Genomic DNA, 21,729 nt, shown 5'->3' with positions numbered 1-21,729 from the left:
GAGGGGGTAAAACAGGGTAGGCGAAAGGGCGATTTCGTATGCTGAAAAAATGAACAGGCGGCCCCCGGTGTCTTAACGGCCGGATCCTGCTGCTCGAAATGATAAAAGGGAGAAAAAAGGCGTTTGTCAGCTCAGAGCCGAAGGTGCTTTCTCCACTTTTGAGCGGTCTCTTTGAGAATAAGAATGCCTTCAGGACCCAAGTTGCACAGGAGATCCAGAGAGGAGAGATTGGGCAAGAAGCCGTGATGATCCGCAAAAGTCTGATAATAGTGCGGAAAGACGATGGGCGGATGCTTGGTAATCTGCCGGTCGCAGAGTGTCTGGAGGTGCGTGCCGTTGGATACAATCTCATCTTCCGGTACATGTATCGGAGCGGTGATGTGCCATTCCCGACAGATCCAGTTGAGCCAAGCCTCATTGTAGTCTACCAACAGAGGAGTGGGGTTATAGAGCAGCCGCAGGATCTCTTCCTCATAAAACTCATAGTATGGAGAGGAGCCGTAAGCGGAACGAAGGCTTTGCTCTGCCACTCTTCTCCAGTCTCCATGCTCGCTGATGGCTATAAGGGCAGTGGGAGGAGCAGGATTGGGGTATTTCTCTACCGGTACAGAGATACTCATTCTACCGGTAGCTCCGTAGATGTCGAATCTGTTTCTGTAACTCTGTTTGCTGTATGGCTCGTCTATAAATACGGCTACACTCTCGCCCATAAGCAGGGAAGAGATGTAGAGAATAGAGGGTATGGTAGAAGTGGGAAGGAATATCATTGAATCTGTTTTTATATCAGTCCGTCAGAAAGGGGAGCATCTGCATACAAGGTTTATAGCTCTTTCTGTGTATGGGAGAGAGGCCGATCTTTCGGATTATCGCTTTGTGAGATGGGGTGGGATAGCCTACGTGTTTGTCGAAACCATACTCCGGATACAGCTCATGGCTCTTCTGCATCACTCTGTCCCGATGTACTTTTGCCAGGATAGAGGCAGAAGCGATGGAGGCAAAGCGGGCATCCCCTTTTACCAGACAGGTATAGGGGATAAAGGTAGAGGGAGTAAACCGGTTGCCGTCTATCAAAAGATGATCGGGGGAAAGCTTCAGATTTTCCGCTGCCCGGCTCATAGCAAGGCAGGAGGCTTGATAGATGTTTATGCGATCTATGGTTGCCGGGTCTATCTCCACGATGGAGAAGGCATCGGAACAGGAGCATATCCGGTCGAACAGCGTTTCTCTCCGCTTGCCGGTGAGCTTTTTGGAGTCGTTCAAAGAGGGCAGGAGGTCGAGAAGGTGCGGATTGTCCGGAAGCCAGATCACGCTTGCAGCCACCACCGGACCGGCAAGAGCTCCACGCCCAGCCTCATCGCATCCGGCTTCTATTCTGTCTTTTTCGAGCCACGGAAGCAGGTCAGAGGTTTTGTCTGCTCTCATATTCTCTCTCATATTTGTTGTCCAGCGTTGCCTCTTTCGGCTCTACGTGAATGATGATATGGGTCTCTTCTCCGTACTCTTTCCGCAAAATGGCTTCGATAAGCTCGGTAAGGTGATGCGCTTGCTCTACTGTCATCTGTCCGTCAACCATGATGTCCACCTCGATGGCAATTCTCTGCCCCACTCTGCGCGTGCGCAGGTTGTGCGGATTGGATACTCCCTCGACGCTTTCTACCATTTTCCGAATCTTTTGTTCGGTCTCGGAGGGGAGAGCCTTCTCGGACAGCTCTCGGAGAGAGTTCATACCGATCTCCATTCCGACCTTTATGATGAGTACCGCAACGAAGATGGCAGAGACGGGTTCCATGAATCGTGCTCCCTCTCCAAGGAAATAGGCGGCAGACAGACCCACCAACACTCCGACGGAAGAGAGTGCATCACTTCTGTGATGCCACGCATTGGCGGCAACGGCAGAGCTGTTCACCCTGTGAGCCACCCGGATGGTGTATCTGAAAAGGATCTCTTTAGCCACAACGGAGAGCAAGGCTGCCCAGATGGCTATTGCGCCCGGCTTTTCTATCATGACCCCTTCGAGGAAGTAGCGATAGAGCTCTTCCACACTCTTTGCCAAGATAAAAGCTCCGACCACAAGCAGAGAAAGGGAGATGAGAGCCGAGGCTATCACTTCGTATTTGCCATGTCCGTAAGCATGGTCATCGTCCGATGGCTTGGCGGCTATACGGGCACAGAAAAGAACCACAGCGTCTGTAAGCAGATCGGTAGCCGAGTGAACGGCGTCCGCAATCAAGGCTCCCGAATTGCTCAGTACGCCTATAACTCCTTTCACCACAGGAAGTATCACGTTGCCTATGGCTCCTATAAGCGTTACTTTATATATCTCCTTTTTTCTTTCTACTGCGTTCATAGCCACTTTCTTGCAGTTACAAAGGTAAGAATTTTCAAAACCTTGCCATAGCTTGTTCTATTTCTTCATCCGAGAAGAATATCCATGGGAGATGTTTTATGGAAGAATAATACTTACCTTTGTCCTTGACACTTAAAGAGGAGTGCTGTTTGGATAGATAGAATTATCAAGTGCGCACATCCCCATGGGGACACCTTTTTTCTTTCGGATAAGCGAGAAAGAGTTTTGAAAATGAATAATAAGGATATGAAAAAGCGTTTTTTAGTACTATTTTCTGCTCTGATATTGCTGTTTTGCTGTTGTGGCAAAAGTAATGCACAGGTTAAAATAAAAGGTGAAATAGGGGTCGGATTATTCTCTTTGAATGCAGGTCTGTACACCGTATTGGAGGAACACCATGTGGCAGGGGTGTCCGGTGCCGGAATTTTTATGTTCCCATCGCTTGCCGGACAAATTTCTCCACAATACCGTTACTATTTTTCCGGTTATAAAGGGAATTCCAATGGCTTCAGTGGAAGCTTTTTTCTGAATGCCGGAATGAATTTCTGGATAATGAAAGACCTGCATGCGGAATCTCCGGAAAAAAACACAACAAGAGCAGGGAATAGTTTGCTGGTCGACTTTTATTACTTTAATGTTGGAGGGGGATATGAGTTGAGGTATAAGAAGTTCTATATACGTCCTACACTAAATGCCATGTTTCCTAATTTCGGATCAAGTTCGTCTATGATCCTTGCAAGCGTATTTACTGCCTCTGCTTTGCAAGCATCTATGGGGTTTAGGTTTTAGGTTTAAGCTCTTTTCCTTTCCCGGTTTCGGAAAGATGGCAAACCAAAGCAATATTTACACTATATTTGCAGGGAGTGGTCGTGCAGAGCTTCTCCGGAAAGAGTTTCCGTTTTGCTCTCGGCATACCTAAATCAATAGAGGTTGAACCTATATATGTATAAGATGAAAAAGCTGATATTTTTTCTCGTTATAATCTGCTTAAACCCTGTGGCGAATATTTTTGCACAGGAACAAGCAGTGAAATCCGAGACTTCTGGTTATAGAAAGAATGAGATCTCTGTGGACTTCTCTTCTCTTGCCTTTGCCCGGATTCCTCACTTCACTTACGAGCGTATGTTGGACGAGGAAATGGGATTCGGAATAAGGGCTTTGTATAATCCTACTGTTTGGGTAGACTCCGGTATGTCCACATCTTTTGTGGGACCTTATTTCAGATGGTATTTCTTTGGGCGTTCTACCCCCGAAAAGCGTTACGCTTCCGGAATGTTCGTGGAGCTGAACAGTGCTTTGGGACACATGAAGCAAGAACTTGTAAGACGCTATTCCAACGGCAAAGAGTATCAGTATGTTTTTGGTGCCGGTATGGGTCTCGGCTTAGGCTATAAGTATGTAAACAGCAAAGGATGGAGCTTCCAGATCTATATGGCAGGGGGACGCTCTCTTTCTGATGCGGATGTCGGATATTTTATCCCGGCAATAGCTTTGGGTAAGAGATTCTAAGCAGTACCGAAAAGAGTTTAAGAAGATAAAAGAATAGCCCGATGGTTTCAATAAGGAAACTGTCGGGTTATTCTTTTATCTCTTTTACATTGAGAGAGTTGAGGTGTAGGATGTGTGAAAGAAAAAGGGTACTTTTGTAAAAGTAAATAACCAAAATATAGAAGATGCGACTGAAACATTTTATCGGAACTTGCTTGTTGGTTCTAACGCTTGTTCCCATGGCTAATGCTCAGAAGGTAGCGATTAAAAACAACTTGGTTTATGATGCCCTAAGGACGCCTAACCTCTCTTTGGAGTTTGCGTTGGGAAAGAAGTGGACACTGGATACTCAGGTCGGGATGAACTGGTTTCTGTACGAAAGACGTGCGGATCATCCGAGATATGTCTCCAAAAAGTGGAGCCATTGGTCCGTAAGACCCGAACTCCGTTACTGGTTCTGCGAGTCATTCAACGGCTGGAATATCGGTCTGCACGCATTGGGCGGAGAGATGAATGTCGGAGGCGTGGAGATCCCTTACTTTATCTTGCAAAATAGGGACGGCGTTATGAAAAATCATCGTTACGAAGGCTACTTCTATGGAGGTGGTATAAGTGTGGGGTATCAGTGGCTGCTTTCCAACAGATGGAGTTTTGAAGCCTCTGTGGGCATAGGTTACGCCAGAGTGGAATACGAAAAATTTCGCTGTACAACCTGTGGCGCTTCTCAAGGAAAAGGTTCGGCAGACTATGTGGGTCCAACAAAAGCGGCACTTAGCCTGATCTTTTTTCTCAAGTAACAGATTGTTTAACGGATATGGTTTCGATACCATAACACAGATAAAAGAAGTATGATGCCGAAAGATAAAGTAAAACCGGCTCTATTGCTACTCTGCCTGCTATTGGGAGTAGCTTCGGGATATGCACAGAAGCCGCAGAACGTAAAGTATGAAGAGTTTGAAGCCGGGAAGAGTGGCGATGAGAGGTATTTGGAGCTGAGTTTGAAGATGGATGTAAGCGATGTTAGGCTTGGCTCTCGTGATCTTCTTTTTGTGGATTTTCTCCTTAGAAGCGAAGGCGGAGAGTCTGAAAAGATTGCCTCGATAGCTGTTGCCGGAGCCAATAGATACAAGGTGCTGAAGAGAAAGAATGCTTTGGGCAACCGTTTGGATGTGGATGTGCCTTTTACTTCCGTGATTCCCTTGAAGAGCTATGAGGATGGAGTGATCCCGGTATTCCTCAAAGTGCCGTTGAAATCGTGGATGAACCACTCTCAATTAGAGGCAAGATCGGTGCTGCAAGGGTGTGCGGAGTGTCTCAAAGAGCGTTCGGGCTATTGGGTAGTGGGTGATGTCGAACTCTTTTCCGTTCGTCCGGAAGATTTGGAATGGGAATACCTCTATTCTGATATTCCTCCTGTTCCTAAGGAGAGAGCTTGGCAGACAGACTGTCGCTTGCAATTTGTTTTGAACAAACATGATATTCGCCAAGAGTTGGGAGATAACGCAAGAGAACTTTCTGCTTTGGACGAGTTTCTGCACAATGCTTCGCAGGTAGACGGAATGAGCTGTGAGGATCTTACGATAGTCGGATATGCTTCTCCGGAAGGAAATTATGAGCGGAACAGAACACTGGCAAAGCAGAGAGCCGAAGCACTCCTTATATATATACAGGAGAGACACGCTGCTTTTGCATCCCGAATACGTATGAGAGTGAATGTCGTAGGAGAAGATTGGAATGGGCTTAGAATAGCAGTGGCTAAGAGTTCGTTGGAGAAAAAAGAGCAGGTGATTGCAGCAATAGACCAATACAAAAGAGATACCGAGAGGGAAGCTGCAATCCGCAGAATAGATGGAGGCAAGAGTTATCGGATATTGCTATTGGACTTTTATCCACAGTTGAGGAGAAGTACGATTGTGGTAAAGTACACGGAGAGATATTATGCTCCGGAAGCGGATATGGATATGTTCCGTCTGCATAAAGATGATCTTTCGTACGGAGAGCTTAGCAGATTGGCTCAAAGACAACGTCTTGCCGGACACGATACGACGGAGATATACGAGTATATCAGCAGAAAATTTCCGGACAAACAGATTGCTCTGATCAACTATGCGACATCTCTCATGCACCACAGAGGGGAAGGGAAAAAGGCTTTATCACTACTGCTTCCGCTCTCGGATAAGGAAGAGGCTTACTATCCGATAGCTTGCGCATACGTTCTTGAAGGGGATATGAGCCGAGCTGAAATATATATGAAAAAGGCTGCAAGTACCGGAAGCGGTGCGGCAAAATCTGTTTTGAAGAAGATTAAGTAGATCTGCGTCATAACCTCTGCTTTTTCTGCAAGAGAGAGAAAATATAAGGCGGAGTGCTTGTCGGTTTACAATAAATGCCCTAACTTTGTTCCGTAAAACAGGAGGGAGTGTATTTCTCCTCATCGGGATGTAGCACAGTTGGTAGCGCGCCACGTTCGGGACGTGGAGGTCGGAAGTTCGAGTCTTCTTATCCCGACACTAAGAAAACAGAAGAGATCTCTTAGGCAAAGGATCTCTTCTGTTTCTTTTTCTGTTCTTGGGCGTTTGCTGTTTTTAATTGTTACCTTTGTGAAAGTTGAAAACAAGAAAATAAGAACATTATGCTTACTAAATCATCTTTTTCTGCGAAGGCAATAGAGGTTTTTCTGCGTGCGATAGCAGATTACCGTGTTTCTAATGATATAGATGCTCCTATTGTAAATCCGTATGAAGTGAGATCAATCGAGTTTTATCTCTACACCAAAAACTGGATAGATAATGCACAATGGGACATGGAGGATATTATACGAAATCCTGATATAGATCCGGTTGAGGCGTTGGCAATGAAGCGTAGAATAGACCGCTCCAATCAGGAACGCACGGATCTTGTAGAGCTTATAGACAGCTACTTCTTGGATCTGTATAAAGATGTATGCCCGGAAAAGGATGCGAAGATCAATACCGAAAGTCCGGCTTGGGCATTGGATAGAATGTCTATCCTTCAGCTAAAGATCTACCATATGCGCGAACAAACCAAGCGCACAGATGCTTCGGAGGAACATAAAAAAGCGTGTGAACAGAAGTTGCAAGTGCTTTTCGAACAAGAGAAAGACCTTGCAACTGCTGTGGATGAGCTGTTGGAAGATATTGCAAAAGGACGAAAGTACATGAAAGTCTATAAACAGATGAAAATGTATAACGATCCGGCTATGAATCCGCTCCTTTTAGGCAAAGCCGGTGCTAAGTAACGGATAGAAAAGTATGCCTGTTTCGGCACAACATAAAAAGCATTACATCGTCCTTCGTTTCTCTGCGTTGGGCGATGTTGCTATGGTACTTTCTCAAATGAGGCGTCTTGCAGAACATCTGCCGGATGCCTCTTTTACTTTGGTTACTCGCCCTTTTATGGCTTCCATGACAGGTTTTGATCCGAAGGAGAATATAGATAGTTACCCTTTCAAGCCGGATCCGGATGGATCTTTCTTTGGTTTGTTGAAGCTCGCTAAAAGGCTGCATCAGCATTTTCCTGACGCTATTGTTGTGGATTTACACGATGTTTTGCGTACCAAACTGCTAAGATGGATGCTTCGTATATTGGGACACAAAGTGGTGAGTCTGGAAAAACCGCGAGCAGAACGTAAACGCCTTTTCTCTCGTCCTGAAAAAGAGACTAAAGTACCCCGGGAACTCTATATCCATCCTATGGTATACAGGTACTTTGATCTCTTGAAGCAGGCTGCCGGATTGGATTTAACAACCGAAACAGCACCATTCCCTAAGGTCGAAAAAAAGGAGAGATACAGAATCGGTCTTGCTCCATACGCTCAGCATAAAGGAAAAATGATGCCTGTTGAAACCATAAAGGGATTGCTCGGACTGCTGTCAAAAGAGGGTGTATACGAGGTGGTGCTTTATGGTGCTCCCGGAAAAGAGACAGAGCAAAATACGTTGCTTGCCTCGGAGTTTGAGAATGTCAGACTGACAAAAGCCAAAAAGCTCACGGAGGAGATGGAGGAAATATCTTCTCTGGATCTTATGATAAGCATGGATTCTGCCAATATGCATCTCGCCTCTTTGGCTCAAACTCCGGTTCTTTCCCTTTGGGGAGCAACTCATGTCGCTGCCGGTTTTTTAGGGTATAGGCAGAGAGAGGAGGATGCTTTAGGGGTCGATCTGGTATGTCGTCCATGTTCCGCTTATGGTCAGAAGCCGTGTCGAAGAGGAGACTATGCCTGTCTCGAAATATCTTCGGAAGAGATCTATAAGAAAGTTGTAGAGCTTACCTCTTAGCTCTGAACTAATATGTAAAATTTGCGGGATAAAGAAAAAGCTCTTAACTCATTAGTTTAAGGGCTTTTGTTGCCGTTTTAAGAGGGTTTTTATGCCCTCTTTTTATTTGTATTGTATCGTTTAACTATTTGTTTATTAGCTTTTTATGATTTTATCTGTCTGGCTATAAAAAGGCATGGAATGGGGTTCTATATCTGCAACTTTTGTTTATCTTTGTAGCTGACTAAATGATAAATAAAACAATGATATTCTGATAACACCATAACGAAAAATGAAAATATTAAAACGGGACCGAACAGAGGAAGATTTTACACTGGGTAAGATCTCGAATGCTATTCGTCGTGCTTTTGTCGCTTGCGGGGAGACCATGCCTGAGAAGGAGATTGAGGTCATTTGTAAAGATATTGAGGCTGCATTGCAAGACCGCCGAGAGGTGGATGTGGAAACCATACAAGATATGGTTGAAAAGGCTTTGATGCAAGCCGGCCACTATCAGGTGGCAAAGAAGTACATTCTTTACCGCGAGAAGCGCAGTGAGTTCCGTGAAATTATCAATAAGTTCAGCAAGACTATTTCGGATAGCGGTGTCATCAGCCTCTTAAAAGATATTCAGGCAACGTTCCAGATGAAAGCTTACTCTTTGGACTTTCTTTATGCAAAGTATCAAGCCTTCTACAAAGAGCAGGCAAATACGTTGGAAATCTTGACTAAGGCTGCGGTGGAGCTTATTACTCCGGAAGCACCAAACTGGGAGTTTATCGCTTCTCGTCTCCTTCTGCTTCAGATCGAACGCTCTATCATAGAGGAGGAGAATAAGCTCTATATCGACTCTTTCTATGGTAAGATCGCTTATTTGACGGATCAGAATCTGTACGGAAGATATATCCTCGAAGGCTATACCAAGAACGAGGTCGAGGAGTTAGGCAGATATATAGACCCCTCACGCAATCACCTGCTCACATATAGCAGTTTGCACCTCATCTCCAAGCGTTATCTCATTACGGACAACAGCCATAGCTTGTTGGAGCGTCCGCAAGAGATGTTCATGGGAATCTCTATGCACTTGGCTTTGCCGGAGAAAGAGAACAAGGTGATGTGGGCTAAGAGGATATATGACATCATAAGCAGACTGAAGGTAACCATGGCAACGCCTACGATGAGCAATGCAAGAAAGCCACTCAATCAGCTTAGCAGTTGTTTTGAAGATGTTATGCCCGACAGTCTCACCGGTATTTACCGTACGATAAACAACTTTGCTCAGGTCTCCAAATTCGGTGGCGGCATGGGTATATACATGGGAAAAGTGCGAGCCATCGGTTCCGACATACGTGGTTTCAAGGGTGTAGCCGGAGGAGTGTTGAAGTGGATCAAGCTGTGTAACGATACTGCCGTGGCTGTCGATCAGCTTGGCATGAGACAAGGATCCGTTGCGATATATCTCGATATATGGCACAGAGATATGCCGGAGTTTTTACAGATCCGTACGAATAACGGAGACGACAGAATGAAAGCGCATGACGTCTTCCCCGGAGTGTGTATCCCAGATCTTTTCTGGCGTATGGTGAAAGAGAATATCGAGGACAACTGGTACATGATGTGTCCTCACGAAATACAGGCCATTAAAGGCTATTCGCTGGAAGACTATTACGGCGAAGAGTGGGAGCGCAGATACAAAGATTGTCTCAATGAATCTCGCATAAGCAAGAGGCCTATCAAGGTAAAAGACATGGTTCGTCTTCTTATCAAGAGTGCTGTGGAGACCGGAACACCGTTTATCTTCAATCGAGACACCGTAAACCGTCTCAACCCGAACAAGCATCAAGGTATCATCTACTGCTCTAACCTCTGTACCGAGATTGCTCAAAATCAGAGCGAGATAAAGGAGGTTAAAGTCTCTGTACGGACAGAAAACGGTCGCGAAATCATTACAACCGAAACAGAAGCCGGGGATTTCGTAGTGTGTAATCTGGCTTCCCTTGTTCTTGGCAACATCGACACAGAAAATAAGCAAGAGCTCCAAGAAGTGATTCATACCATAGTGCGTGCGTTGGACAATGTCATAGACCTCAACTTCTATCCGGTTCCTTATGCTGAGATCACCAACTTGAAGATGCGTCCTATAGGCTTGGGTACGAGCGGTTATCACCATCTGTTGGCACAGAAAGGCATCAAGTGGGAGAGTGCAGAGCACCTCAGCTTCATGAACAAGCTCTATGAGCAGATCAACTATTACGCGATAGAAGCATCATCACTGCTTGCCGAGGAGAAAGGCTCATATCTTCGCTTCCCCGGCAGCGACTGGCAGACAGGAGAGTATTTCCAGCTTCGCAAATACGATTCTCCGGATTGGAAACGCCTTGCATCCGATGTTGCACGCAGAGGAATGCGCAACTCCTATCTTCTTGCCATAGCTCCCACAAGTTCTACCTCTATTATTGCCGGTACTACGGCTGGTATAGACCCTGTCATGAACCGCTACTTCCTCGAAGAGAAGAAGGGTAACATTGTCCCTCGTGTGGCTCCACAGCTTTCGGACTCCACTTTCTGGCTCTACAAAACAGCTCACCAAATAGATCAAGAGTGGGTAGTGGATGCAGCAGCTGTCCGTCAGCGTCATCTGGACCAGTCCCAGTCCGTCAATCTTTTCATTACTCATGATTATAGCTTCCGTCGTATTTTGGATCTTTATTTACGTGCATGGGAGTCCGGCGTGAAGACCTTGTACTATATCCGCAGTCGCTCTTTGGAAGTAGAGGAGTGTGAAAGCTGCTCGGCATAATCTTCTCCCTTTTAAGACCGGGACGGATATAGATATTCGACTAAATTATTATCAACATCAATATTAACTTATAACAGTATGTCCGAACTAAAAAAGAAGGCTCTATTCAACGAGCATGGTGACGTAGAAGTAACGAAACGCAGGATGATAAATGGCAATACCACTAATCTAAATGACTTCAATAACATGAAGTATCCTTGGGTTGCGAACTGGTATAGACAGGCCATGAACAACTTTTGGATACCGGAAGAGATCAATCTTAGCCAGGATGTGAAAGACTATCGAGAGCTTTCACCTGAGGAGAAGATGGCTTATGACAAGATTCTTTCATTCCTTATCTTTCTCGACAGTATTCAGACAGCCAATCTGCCCAACGTTGCCGAGTATATCACCGCTAATGAAATCAATCTCTGTCTGACCATCCAAGCCTTCCAAGAAGCCGTTCACTCTCAAAGCTACAGCTATATGCTGGACTCCATCTGTTCTCCCGAAGAGCGTTCGGCTATCCTGTATCAGTGGAAAGACGACGAGCATCTCCTCCGCCGCAATAAGTTTATAGGAGATATATACAACGAGTTTCAAGAGAATCAGAGTCCGCAACAGCTACTAAAGACTATGGTGGCAAACTATATCCTTGAAGGGGTTTACTTCTATTCCGGATTCATGTTCTTCTACAACTTGGGACGCAACGGCAAGATGCCGGGATCCGTTCAAGAGATCAGATACATCAATAGAGACGAGAACACACACCTTTGGCTGTTCCGCTCCATGATCCTTGAACTCAAGAAAGAAGAGCCGGAGCTTTTCACTCCGGAAGCTATCGAACTCTTCCGCGGGATGATCAAAGAGGGAGCACTTCAAGAGATCGCATGGGGAGAGTACGTTATAGGAGAGAATATCGAAGGGCTGACCTCTCAGATGGTAAGCGACTACATCAAGTATCTTGCCAACTTGAGAAGCGAGAACTTGGGCTTCGGTGTTCTTTTTGAAGGGTACGAAGAAGAGCCGGCAAGTATGAACTGGGTATCTCAGTACAGCAATGCCAATCTTATCAAGACCGACTTCTTTGAGGCTAAACCGAGTGCTTATTCCAAGAGTGGTGCTATTGAAGATGACCTTTAATAAATCTTTCTGTAAGATCAGATCCTAAAACTCATAAAACGAAAAAGCCGCACCGAGAAATCCTCCGGTGCGGCTTTTCTATTTTATCGTATAGTATCAGGCTTTTACATCGTATATCCGATACTGATATAGGGTGTGAATCCCCACTCGGAAGCGAAGAACTTTGTGCCGAGTCCTTGTAAAAGCAAGAAGTTTCCTCCTACTCCCAATGTAAAGCCATAGTCATGCGTATAGCGATAACCCACTCTGATGTAAGAGTGTGAAGCAAATGAAGAAGGGTTTGCTTCTCCTGTCAAGATCTCTTTGGCCTTGATTGCATCCCAATCTTGAAAATAGTTGACCTTTTTTGAGAACCAGTCGAGAGCCGTACCTATACCCATTTCTCCTGCGTGGTTATAGCTACCAAGTAGGAAGTTGACCTCGCCTCCCAAAGACACCTCTTGATGCTGTATGGGAAGATGTCCTTTGCCAAGTTTTGAGAAGTTGATGTGATAGGTCGAGAACTGATATGCCTTTTTAGGAACGGCAAAAAGTCCATAGCCGAGGAATGTTCTGAATCCCAATACTCTGTTTGCCACGAATGCCGGTCGGTACTCGTAGGACAATTCGAGTCCCTTACTGCCTGTACCAAATCCCACTTGGAATGTTTGCGTTGGAACATTGATGCTCTGAGCAGAGAGAGAGTACGATGCTCCTAACAATAGAATGGCTGAGACGGAGCGGAAAAACGTGCGTATGTTCATATCATTAACTGTTTGTTTTGTCTCTTTTGGGTATAAATCCTGTTTTCGGATCGGGACAAAGATAAATAATAAAATTAAGATGGGCGAACGGGGTTGGGAGTCCTCTTTCTGGCAAGAGCTTTTATATAAAAATGCTCTCCTCTCGGAGGAGGATCGGAAGCCCTTAGGGTTGTGAAATTTTTGGAGAGAATAGAATAGATAAGAGTGTAATTGTCTTATGGTCAGTATTATATGTAAAATCGTAAATTTGCGAACAACTCTCCTCTTGCACGCTTTCAGGGGCTGTTTTCGAGTTAATAAATATAGAATTTCAACCTGTTTCGTCTGAATTATTGTTAATGAAGAAATCCCCCGTTTTCCTTCTCCAAAAGGGCTGTTTTATGCTAATCTTTTGATAAACAGTACTATGTGTGAAAATTCTAAATACTTTAATTGAATCCGGTAAACGTATTAAATGAAATCGGTAAATACGTTTATTGATTTCGCTTAATACTTTAAGCCGACAAAATATACTGCTTTAGCGTTTTGAGTAAACCTGCATCAAAAATCGTGTTAATAAAACAGCCCGAATTTAACAGTTCGGTCATGCTCTGAAAACACCCCCTCCGATCAAAATAGAGAGACCGAAAAAAGTGAGCATTTTTCGGGATGGAATATATAAAAATGAGGGGGCGGAAAAATCGGTTTCAAAGGAGAAAAAAGGGGAAGAGACTCTTAAAGACGACAGCTTTTTGCTGTGTCGGTATGCGTGTGAAAATCGTTATCTTTGCCCCTTGAAAGCGAAATCATATTCGCGAACTATTTTAACACCAAAATGATAGACAATAGTATATTTGAATACAAAACGGCTGCTTTCTTTACGCTTGGGTGTAAGCTCAATTTTGCGGAGACATCGGCGATCGGGAGAAGCCTTTTAGAGGTGGGGATACGCAAAGCCCGTGATGGAGAAGTGCCCGATATCTGTGTGATAAATACCTGTTCTGTTACCCAGTTGGCCGATAAAAAGAGCCGACACGCTATACGAAAGATACATCGAGATTATCCCAATGCAAAGATCATAGTAACGGGTTGCTATGCTCAGCTGAAGCCCGAAGAGGTTGGAGAGTTGGAGGGTGTGGATATGGTGTTGGGTACGGATCAGAAGATAGATTTGGTCTCTTACCTTGCGGAGATAGACCGTGCAGGAGATACGGCAAAGGTGATAACCTCGGCAACGGAGAACATCGTGGAGTTTGCTCCATCTCTCTCTTCGGAGGGGCGCACCCGTCATTTCTTGAAAGTGCAGGACGGATGCGACTATAAGTGTTCCTACTGCACCATCCCGAAAGCCAGAGGCAAGAGCCGGAACGGATCCATACAGAGCATCGTGGCTCAAGCCGAAAGTGTGGCGCGAGACGGAGGTAAGGAGATTGTCCTTACGGGTGTAAACGTGGGAGACTTCGGGCGTAGCACCCAAGAGAGCTTTATAGATCTCATCAAGGCATTGGATGAAGTGGAGGGGATAGACCGCTTCCGAATATCGTCCATAGAGCCTAACCTCATCACGGATGAGGTGATCGCTTTCGTGGCTCGATCCAAACGTTTTGCTCCTCATTTCCATATCCCGTTGCAGAGTGGAAGCGATGAGGTGCTCAAGCTGATGCGAAGAAGATACAATACCTCCCTTTTCAGACATAAGGTGGAGGAGATCAAGCGACTGATGCCGGATGCCTACATCGGAGTGGATGTCATTGTCGGCTCAAGAGGAGAAACGGCAGAAGCGTTCGAGGCATGCCGCTCTTTCATCGAGAGTCTTCCCATATCCCGTCTTCATGTATTCAGTTACTCCGAGCGTCCCGGCACCATGGCTCTGAGCATAAAGCCGGTGGTGGATGCGAAAGAGAAACACAAACGGAGCAAGACACTCCTTGATCTTTCGGATACGAAGCAGGCACGCTTCTACATGGAACAAGCCGGCTCTGTGCGCAGACTGCTGTTGGAGGCCGGTGATGATGAGAACTATCTGTACGGATATACCGAAAACTATATCCGCTTGCGTATCCCAAGAGAGCAGGTGGCAAGCTCCGAGGGAGAAATCATTAAAGTAAAAGTGGGGGAACAGGTGGAAAGCGAAGAACTCGCAGAAGGTTATGTGTGCTGATAAGAAAATATCTTTCGGAGGACGGTGTCTGTGGTGGCTTTTTCGGTTGGTCGCCTTGGTTCCAAGAGCCATACTTTATGCAATCTCCGATTTTCTCTCTTTGTTCCTTTACAGAGTGGTGCGTTACAGATATGGTGTAATCTTTTCCAATATCCAAAGATCGTTTCCGGAAAAGAATCTCAAGGAGCAAAAGCGAATTGTGCGAAACTACTACCGCTATCTTGTGGATCTGGCTCTGGAAACCATGATGTTCTCTCGTTTTACGGAGAAAGAGATGCAAAAATATGCGCGCATCACCAATCCCGAAGTGGTGGAAGCCATCTATGCCGAGGGGCATCACCTTACATTTGTTTTGATGGGGCATACCGGCAACTGGGAGTGGTTCAGTGGATCATCCGTCTTTTTCAGAGATATAGATATATACGAGCTGTATAAGCCGATGAAAGGAGCGGTAGAGGAAGTGATGCTTAAAAATAGAGAGCATCTGGGTACTCGCTGTCTGGACAAAAACAGAGCGCCTGTCTCTATTATCTCTTTGAACCGAAATCGCGAACATCGAAGCAGTGTGGTCTTCCTTGCAGACCAGACCCCCTCTCTGCCCAATGCTCATCTTTTTGCTCCTTTTCTGGGTCAGACCACAGCGATGTTTACTGGTGCAGAAAGGCTTGCCCGTAAGCTCAATATTCCGATGATATTTTTGGATGTTCGTCGTAAGAAGAGAGGCGTTTATGAAGCAACCTTTTCGGTGATTTCCAAGACGCCTCAAGATCTGCCATGGGGCGAGGCTACACGTCGTTATATGCTCGGTGTTCAGCGTCGCATAGAGCATCAACCGGAGATCTGGCTCTGGTCTCATAAGCGGTGGAAGCACACACCGGAGTCGGCTGCATCTCTTTTGGGAGAAGATGCGGTAACGGTATTTACGGATGAGATAAACCATGTGGAAGATGGAGAAAAGCAGTAAGCCGGTAGCGGTAGTGATACTCAACTGGAATGGTGCACAGATGTTGCGAGAGTTTCTACCCTCGTTGATTGAAAACACCAATCCGGATTTGGCGGATATTGTGGTGGCAGACAATGGTTCGCAAGACTCTTCTCTCCGGATCGTGAAAGAGGATTTCCCTTCTGTGCTGACACTCGATCTCAAGAAAAATTGGGGATTTGCAGAAGGATACAATAGAGCGATAGCGGAAATCGACTATCCCTATATACTGCTTCTTAATAGCGATATAGAGGTTACTCCGGGCTGGTTGGAGCCTCTTTGGAATCGTATCCGGCAAGATTCGGATATTGTTTCCGTCCAACCTAAAATACGCTCTTATCGTGAGAGATCTGCCTTTGAGTATGCCGGTGCGGCCGGAGGACATTTGGACTTGTTCGGCTATCCGTTCTGCCGTGGCAGGATATTTGACACCATAGAGAAAGACTTAGGGCAGTACGATACCCGGGAAGAGGTGTTTTGGACAACGGGGGCAGCAATGCTGGTTAGAAGGGATGCTTTTTTGAGTTTGGGCGGTTTCGATGATCGTTTTTTTGCGCATCAGGAGGAGATAGATCTCTGTTGGAGGTGGCTTGGAAAAGGGTATAAACTCTGCTGCGAACCTCAATCGGTGGTTTATCATGTAGGTGGAGCATCTCTTTCGGCAGAGAATCCGTTCAAGACTTTTCTTAACTTTCGGAACAATCTGCTCATGCTCAAGAAAAACCTTCCAACCGGAAAGAGGATTGTCGTTTTCGCTATAAGACTGTTGCTTGATGCTCTTGCTGCGGTTGTGTTTGCTCTTTCCGGAAAGCCGAGAGATGCCGTTGCCGTACTGAAAGCATGGGTCGCATTCTTGAAGATGAAACCCTTAAAACCGGGCTTGGAACTCACTTCGGAGGAGAAGATGATAGCGTATCGGAAGCTTCACTCATCGTCTATATTGTGGGCGTATCGCATTGCCCGAAAACAGAAATATTCGGATCTAAAAGTATGATATTATGAAGAAGATTTCCCTATTGACACTTTTACTGCTACTCTTTACAGGCTGTGCCTCGGAGAGTAGAAAGCAAGCGAACTCGTTGGTAGAGGCTGCGCAACAGGCTTTGGATGCAGGTCTTCTGGAGGATGCTACGATTTTGGCGGATAGTCTGCACCGTACATTCCCAAAAGAGATTGCTGCCCGAAAAGCCATGGAGCCTATCCGAAAAGAGGCAATAGACCGTATCTGTACACGGGATATGGCTTATATAGACAGCCTCAGACCTATCAAGCTGCAAGAGATAAGCGCGATGGAGAAGGAGCTGTTCACGAGAATAGAAAATAAAGAGTTTGCCGATGAAACGCTCTTGCGCTTCAAAGGCTTTGATGGCATCACTGCCCCTTCAGCTCCATTCCTGGATGTGTACATCAAGGAAAAGGAGATGAAGATTCAGCTTATCTCCGGATGTGCTGCTCCCGGTAAGGGATATGGTCATACCGGATTCCTTGTGGTGGATGAGAAGAGCGGGCTTGAGTTCCGTTCAGATGAGATAGAGTATGATGGTGGAGTCAATTACCGCTTTACGGATGGCGGTATCACCTACGAGCGTATTACCTATCCGGAGAACAATGTCCTTGAACTGGCTGCCCTCTTAGGCTCTATGGAGACCGTGTCGGGTAAGGTTAAAGTACAACTTTTATCTCCCAATGGTAAAGCTCCATCCTTTGCACTCTCTTCTGCTGCCATAGATGCCATTAAAGGTTGTGGCAGGCTCATTCTGCTCAAAAAAGAGATGGAAGACATGGAAAAACATTATACAAGAACCCAACAACGTCATGCAAGCATTTAGAAAACACGGATTGGTCGTATCGCTACTATTTTGTACATTTGTAATGGCTATCGCTCCGATAGCCGTATCACAACTACCAAAAACAACACAAAAACGTATGAGTCAAGTAACATTAAAAGGTAACCCGATCCGCCTTCAAGGCGAAATGGTAGCCGTAGGAGCAATGGCTCCGGACTTTGAAGCAGTGAAAGTGGATCTTTCTACCGTGAAACTTTCAGATTATAAGGGCAAGAAAGTAGTTCTAAATATTTTCCCAAGTATAGATACAGGAGTTTGTGCTCAGAGTGTAAGAACATTCAACAAAGAGGCAAGCAATCTTGAAAATACAGTGGTACTTTGTCTTTCCAAGGATCTTCCTTTTGCCATGGCAAGATTTTGCGGTGCGGAAGGTCTGGAAAATGTAGTGCCTGCATCTCTTTTCCGTGCAAAAGAGTTTGACGCAGCGTACAATCTTCTTATGGTTGAAGGCCCATTGGCTGCTCTTACAGCAAGAGCGGTGATCGTCTTGAACGAAGAGGGAAAAGTGATTTACACAGAACTTGTTCCTGAAATAGCACAAGAGCCGGACTATGCTAAAGCAATAGCAGCTTTGAAATAATCCGAACAGACCTCTTTTTTCTCTGATAATAGAGAAGAGAACTAAAATATCAAGCAGCCCTGCACAATGTGTGGGGCTGCTTTTTTGTAGATCTGATACTGGTTTTCATATACCTTATTTTTTGTTGAATAATGGTATTGGGTTAAAAATAAATGGAAGGAGTGAATATATAAAAGGGATGCCACAAATCTCTCGATCTGTGGCATCCTACTAACAACTTGTATAAAAAACGAAAGTAATCTCCAGAGGAGAGACCTTTAGAAGCCCTCTCCCGGAGATTCCAATGCCGCGAACTCACGTCCTGAGCATTAGAGCGAAATACTGTCCCTCTGTTACGAGGATTGTATGTGTATATTATATTTCCCTTTCAGAGCGTTTTTCTTCCTTATACAAACACTTGCTTGTGAGAAGAAAAACAAGAAAGAGTGATGTTCTATGAGAAGTCAACTACAAAGATAGCAATTGAAAAAGAGATTTGAAAAAGAAGCTTAAATATTCTTTTGCCTTTTTTGCACAAAAAAACAACGCCCTGAAACTTCAAGGCGTTATTCTTCTTTTTTTTGAGCGGAAGACGGGACTCGAACCCGCGACCCTAACCTTGGCAAGGTTATGCTCTACCAACTGAGCTACTTCCGCAATTTTTTGTCTTGAAAAGAGACCCTCTCTTTTCGACGTTGCAAAGTTAAGAAAAACTTTTTATCAACCAAAAGGTTTCATAAAAAAACAAGAATCATTATTCCTGATAACTTTCTTGTCTTTCAATTAACCTGTGGGCCCTAACGGATTCGAACCATTGACCCCCTGCTTGTAAGGCAGGTGCTCTAAACCAGCTGAGCTAAGAGCCCGATCACGTCTCCTTATCTTTTTATCCGGAAGTGTTGGTTGTGGGCCCTAATGGATTCGAACCATTGACCCCCTGCTTGTAAGGCAGGTGCTCTAAACCAGCTGAGCTAAGAGCCCGAAATATATTTCGGTTTCCGTATTCAAAGAGAGCATCATCTTCACCGACGTAAAGAGAGAATGCCAAACATGAAGAACGTGAGGAATAAAAGTGGGCCCTAACGGATTCGAACCATTGACCCCCTGCTTGTAAGGCAGGTGCTCTAAACCAGCTGAGCTAAGAGCCCCAATCTTATTACTACAGCTATGCCGTGTAAATTCTGTGCAAAGATATACTTTTTTTTCGATACGGCAAGAGTACACCTTCTTTTTCTCTTACCATAGCCACGTTACGCATTAGTTTTATTATATTTGAAAGCTAAAACAAGGGCAGAGAGACGCTCTGTCCATATCACATCAATAAAGCTTTGAAAGAAATAATCTCTTCCGTAGAGCGTGAGCTCGCTCTCTTTACAACCAGATATATGCAGGCGTTGGATAGTGGATCTACTACACTTTCCTCCGCATTGGAGCATCTGTATGCCTCTATGGGTAAGCAGGTTCGTCCGGCTATTTTATTGCTCACCGCCAAGTGCTTCCGGCCGATCTCCGATCCGATACTGGATGCTGCCGTGTATATCGAACTGCTTCATACGGCAACGCTTATCCACGATGATGTTGTGGATAACACTCCCAGACGTAGAGGTATTCCGGCGTTGCACTCTATCATGGACAACAAGGCGGCAGTTCTGGTTGGAGACTATCTTTTATCTACGAGTCTCTATCTTGCGGTCAAGAGCAATAGCATGGCTGTGCTGGACGTTTTGATGGCTTTGGGGCGTGAACTTTCCGAAGGAGAGCTTTATCAGCTCGATTTGGCACACACCGATGCGCCTACCGAAGAACAGTATCTGAACATCATAAAGAAGAAGACCGCTTATCTCATAGCTTCTGCGATGAAGATCGGAGTGTTGCTATCCGATGTTACGGACGAGGAAGTGATAGATAGGATATTCCATGCAGGTATTCTGTTGGGCTATGCTTTCCAAATAAAAGATGATATTTTCGATTATCAGGAAGCCTCTTCAAACAAAGATTTGGGTAAGCCTGTCGGAAATGATCTTCGTGAACATAAAGTAACCCTTCCTCTTATACACGCATTGGAGAAAGCGTCCGATGCAGAGAAATATAGAGAGATTCTCAAGGAGGAGAAGCTTTCGGACGAACAGATTGCTGCTCTTATCTCTTTTGCAAGAGAGAATGGCGGAATAGAGTATGCCCAGCAACAGGTGGACAGATATATTGCCGAGGCGGTGGCGATATTGGAGCGATTCGTCCCTGAAGGGGAGGCAAAAAGAGATCTTATAGCTCTTTGCCACTTTATCGGGAATCGGAAACGCTGAGCAGAGCAAGGAATTGGGTCTTATTATCGACGGGGAGCAACGATGTTGTTCCCCTTGTTATTTTTCCTCCCTCTATGATTGCCGACTTCTGTATGGCAGATACGTACTCCAATGCTTCTCCCTCTTTGGGGAAGTAGACTATCTTGTACGTGCCGGATGTGCAGTAATCGGAGAGAAACAGAGCGATATGTCCCATCGTAGGACGAATATTCAGCTCTACACAAGGGTGGAGTCTGATCTCACTATTGCCTATTCTGTATCTCATGGCATCCACACCCAAAAATCCTTCGTAGGTATTAAGAGCCGAAACAGAGAGTAGTGCCTGCCTGATGATCTCTGCCATATTGTCGGCGTTGTCGGACTTCAACTCCGGGCTGACCCTGTTCCCGATATATCTGCCTCTTTCTGTGATGAACTCCGAACGTCCAAGAAACAGAAACTTTTCTTCGCTCTTATTGGAGCTGTAATACTCGAAAGCCATATCCTTTTCCTTTTCGAGATAAGGTTCTACGTATAGCTCTCCTTGTTTTTTCAGAAGTCCTGAGAGGGAAGAGTAGAGATAGTCCTCTCGGTTCATCTCTCCTTCCAAGAAAAAGACCCCTCTGCCGGAAGAGGAGTAAGGGCTCTTTATCACTTTCGGCGTATTGGTCCGGAGCTCTTGCTCCAATTCATCCTGTGTGGAGATGGTTTTGAATGCTTCCCTCGGAAGTCGAAATCTCTCCGGATAGCTATCCAGCAGAGCATCAAGCAGTATATAGCTGCTTTTTCTGCTGCCCCAAAGGCGCATCTCATCCATTGATGGAATACTTCCTATATTATAAGGAATGTCATGCAGATCCGGACTCCAACCCCATGGAAGAAGGTTGTACTGCTTCTCTTTTCGGGGCAACAGCTCCGAAACAGGCGTTCCGCATATCGGCATTTGTGTATTCTTCCATCTTTCGGGACAAAAAGAAAAGAGAGAATCCCCACTTTTTGCTCCCAAGTAGAACGGGAGCAATGCAAGGTCTTCCCTCATCTTTTGAACCTGCTTAGGAGGGGTATAGCCTCCTCGCAAGTGCGGTAGAAGACTCTCTTCATACCCCGGATTGAATACAAAGAGAGTACTACACATCTTG

Annotated in this window: 19 protein-coding genes and 5 tRNA genes; 15 read left to right on the top strand and 9 right to left on the bottom strand. The window is 45.4% G+C overall.

Annotation, left to right across the window (positions count from 1 at the left end; genetic code table 11):
• Positions 1-131 precede the first annotated feature (131 nt).
• From JT26_RS05055 to JT26_RS05045, 3 genes are read right to left on the bottom strand one after another with little or no spacing between them, the layout of a single operon-like run.
• Positions 132-767: a WbqC family protein gene (locus JT26_RS05055; RefSeq protein WP_052110366.1), complete on the bottom strand. Its 636-nt coding sequence runs from the start codon at positions 765-767 to the stop codon at positions 132-134.
• A gap of 16 nt (positions 768-783) precedes the next feature.
• Positions 784-1,422 carry a ribonuclease HII gene (locus tag JT26_RS05050; RefSeq protein ID WP_036847126.1) on the bottom strand — a complete coding sequence of 213 codons (639 nt, stop codon included), beginning with the start codon at positions 1,420-1,422 and terminating at the stop codon, positions 784-786.
• Positions 1,400-2,347, bottom strand: coding sequence for a cation diffusion facilitator family transporter (locus JT26_RS05045; protein ID WP_052110365.1), 948 nt, complete (start codon positions 2,345-2,347; stop codon positions 1,400-1,402). The genes JT26_RS05050 and JT26_RS05045 overlap by 23 nt, the downstream gene beginning before the upstream one ends.
• Positions 2,348-2,593: 246 nt before the next feature.
• Between JT26_RS05045 and JT26_RS05040 the strand changes: the two genes are divergently transcribed.
• The 9 genes from JT26_RS05040 (at position 2,594) to JT26_RS05000 (ending at position 12,037) form a co-directional block, all read left to right on the top strand.
• Positions 2,594-3,136, top strand: coding sequence for a hypothetical protein (locus tag JT26_RS05040; RefSeq protein ID WP_152566992.1), 543 nt, complete (start codon positions 2,594-2,596; stop codon positions 3,134-3,136).
• A 162-nt stretch (positions 3,137-3,298) separates the two neighbouring features.
• Positions 3,299-3,856, top strand: coding sequence for a hypothetical protein (locus JT26_RS05035; protein ID WP_152566991.1), 558 nt, complete (start codon positions 3,299-3,301; stop codon positions 3,854-3,856).
• Positions 3,857-4,020: 164 nt separating this feature from the next.
• On the top strand, positions 4,021-4,632 hold the full coding sequence (locus JT26_RS05030) for a DUF3575 domain-containing protein (protein WP_036847010.1): 612 nt from the start codon (positions 4,021-4,023) through the stop codon (positions 4,630-4,632).
• Positions 4,633-4,683: 51 nt separating this feature from the next.
• Complete coding sequence (locus JT26_RS05025) at positions 4,684-6,147, top strand: DUF3868 domain-containing protein (RefSeq protein WP_036847007.1); 1,464 nt, start codon at positions 4,684-4,686, stop codon at positions 6,145-6,147.
• Positions 6,148-6,270: 123 nt separating this feature from the next.
• Positions 6,271-6,343 (top strand) — tRNA-Pro (locus tag JT26_RS05020).
• A 124-nt stretch (positions 6,344-6,467) separates the two neighbouring features.
• The gene (locus JT26_RS05015; protein ID WP_036789370.1) at positions 6,468-7,094 is read left to right on the top strand and encodes a DUF4254 domain-containing protein; all 627 of its coding nucleotides are present in this window, start codon (positions 6,468-6,470) and stop codon (positions 7,092-7,094) included.
• Positions 7,095-7,107: 13 nt separating this feature from the next.
• Positions 7,108-8,136, top strand: a complete 1,029-nt coding sequence (locus tag JT26_RS05010; RefSeq protein ID WP_052110364.1) for a glycosyltransferase family 9 protein — start codon at positions 7,108-7,110, stop codon at positions 8,134-8,136.
• 271 nt (positions 8,137-8,407) lie between these two features.
• Positions 8,408-10,915, top strand: a complete 2,508-nt coding sequence (locus JT26_RS05005) for a ribonucleoside-diphosphate reductase subunit alpha (protein WP_036847003.1) — start codon at positions 8,408-8,410, stop codon at positions 10,913-10,915.
• A 78-nt stretch (positions 10,916-10,993) separates the two neighbouring features.
• A complete protein-coding gene (locus tag JT26_RS05000) occupies positions 10,994-12,037 on the top strand; it encodes a ribonucleotide-diphosphate reductase subunit beta (protein ID WP_036789375.1) in 1,044 nt (347 codons plus the stop codon).
• 104 nt (positions 12,038-12,141) lie between these two features.
• On the opposite strand, the gene JT26_RS04995 is transcribed toward JT26_RS05000, so the two are convergent.
• The gene (locus JT26_RS04995) at positions 12,142-12,780 is read right to left on the bottom strand and encodes a hypothetical protein (protein WP_036846999.1); all 639 of its coding nucleotides are present in this window, start codon (positions 12,778-12,780) and stop codon (positions 12,142-12,144) included.
• Between the two features lie 814 nt (positions 12,781-13,594).
• On the opposite strand from JT26_RS04995, the gene mtaB reads away from it, so the two are divergent.
• From mtaB to tpx, 5 genes are all read left to right on the top strand, one after another.
• On the top strand, positions 13,595-14,920 hold the full coding sequence (gene mtaB / locus JT26_RS04985) for a tRNA (N(6)-L-threonylcarbamoyladenosine(37)-C(2))-methylthiotransferase MtaB (RefSeq protein ID WP_036846993.1): 1,326 nt from the start codon (positions 13,595-13,597) through the stop codon (positions 14,918-14,920).
• Positions 14,910-15,884, top strand: coding sequence for a lysophospholipid acyltransferase family protein (locus JT26_RS04980; protein WP_052110363.1), 975 nt, complete (start codon positions 14,910-14,912; stop codon positions 15,882-15,884). The genes mtaB and JT26_RS04980 overlap by 11 nt, the downstream gene beginning before the upstream one ends.
• Positions 15,868-16,896, top strand: a complete 1,029-nt coding sequence (locus tag JT26_RS04975; RefSeq protein WP_200879743.1) for a glycosyltransferase family 2 protein — start codon at positions 15,868-15,870, stop codon at positions 16,894-16,896. Before JT26_RS04980 ends, JT26_RS04975 begins: the two co-directional genes overlap by 17 nt.
• A 4-nt stretch (positions 16,897-16,900) precedes the next feature.
• On the top strand, positions 16,901-17,731 hold the full coding sequence (locus JT26_RS04970) for a hypothetical protein (RefSeq protein WP_036846975.1): 831 nt from the start codon (positions 16,901-16,903) through the stop codon (positions 17,729-17,731).
• Between the two features lie 97 nt (positions 17,732-17,828).
• Positions 17,829-18,329 carry a thiol peroxidase gene (gene tpx, locus JT26_RS04965; protein WP_036789788.1) on the top strand — a complete coding sequence of 167 codons (501 nt, stop codon included), beginning with the start codon at positions 17,829-17,831 and terminating at the stop codon, positions 18,327-18,329.
• 563 nt (positions 18,330-18,892) lie between these two features.
• Here the strand turns inward: tpx and JT26_RS04960 are convergent.
• The 4 genes from JT26_RS04960 to JT26_RS04945 all read right to left on the bottom strand — a co-directional run bounded on the left by JT26_RS04960 (position 18,893) and on the right by JT26_RS04945 (position 19,456).
• Positions 18,893-18,965: transfer RNA gene (locus JT26_RS04960), tRNA-Gly, on the bottom strand.
• Positions 18,966-19,099: 134 nt separating this feature from the next.
• Positions 19,100-19,174 (bottom strand) — tRNA-Val (locus tag JT26_RS04955).
• Between the two features lie 40 nt (positions 19,175-19,214).
• Positions 19,215-19,289: transfer RNA gene (locus JT26_RS04950), tRNA-Val, on the bottom strand.
• A gap of 92 nt (positions 19,290-19,381) precedes the next feature.
• A tRNA-Val gene (locus JT26_RS04945) sits at positions 19,382-19,456 on the bottom strand.
• Between the two features lie 180 nt (positions 19,457-19,636).
• Here JT26_RS04945 and JT26_RS04940 point away from each other — a divergent pair.
• Positions 19,637-20,611 carry a polyprenyl synthetase family protein gene (locus JT26_RS04940; RefSeq protein WP_052110362.1) on the top strand — a complete coding sequence of 325 codons (975 nt, stop codon included), beginning with the start codon at positions 19,637-19,639 and terminating at the stop codon, positions 20,609-20,611.
• On the opposite strand, the gene JT26_RS04935 is transcribed toward JT26_RS04940, so the two are convergent.
• Positions 20,589-21,725: a hypothetical protein gene (locus tag JT26_RS04935; RefSeq protein WP_036846969.1), complete on the bottom strand. Its 1,137-nt coding sequence runs from the start codon at positions 21,723-21,725 to the stop codon at positions 20,589-20,591. The two genes, JT26_RS04940 and JT26_RS04935, sit on opposite strands and share 23 nt — an antisense overlap.
• Positions 21,726-21,729 lie beyond the last annotated feature (4 nt).

The organism is Porphyromonas sp. COT-108 OH1349 (assembly GCF_000768755.1).
Classification (GTDB): domain Bacteria; phylum Bacteroidota; class Bacteroidia; order Bacteroidales; family Porphyromonadaceae; genus Porphyromonas_A; species Porphyromonas_A canoris.
This window is presented reverse-complemented; position numbering and strand designations above follow the sequence as displayed.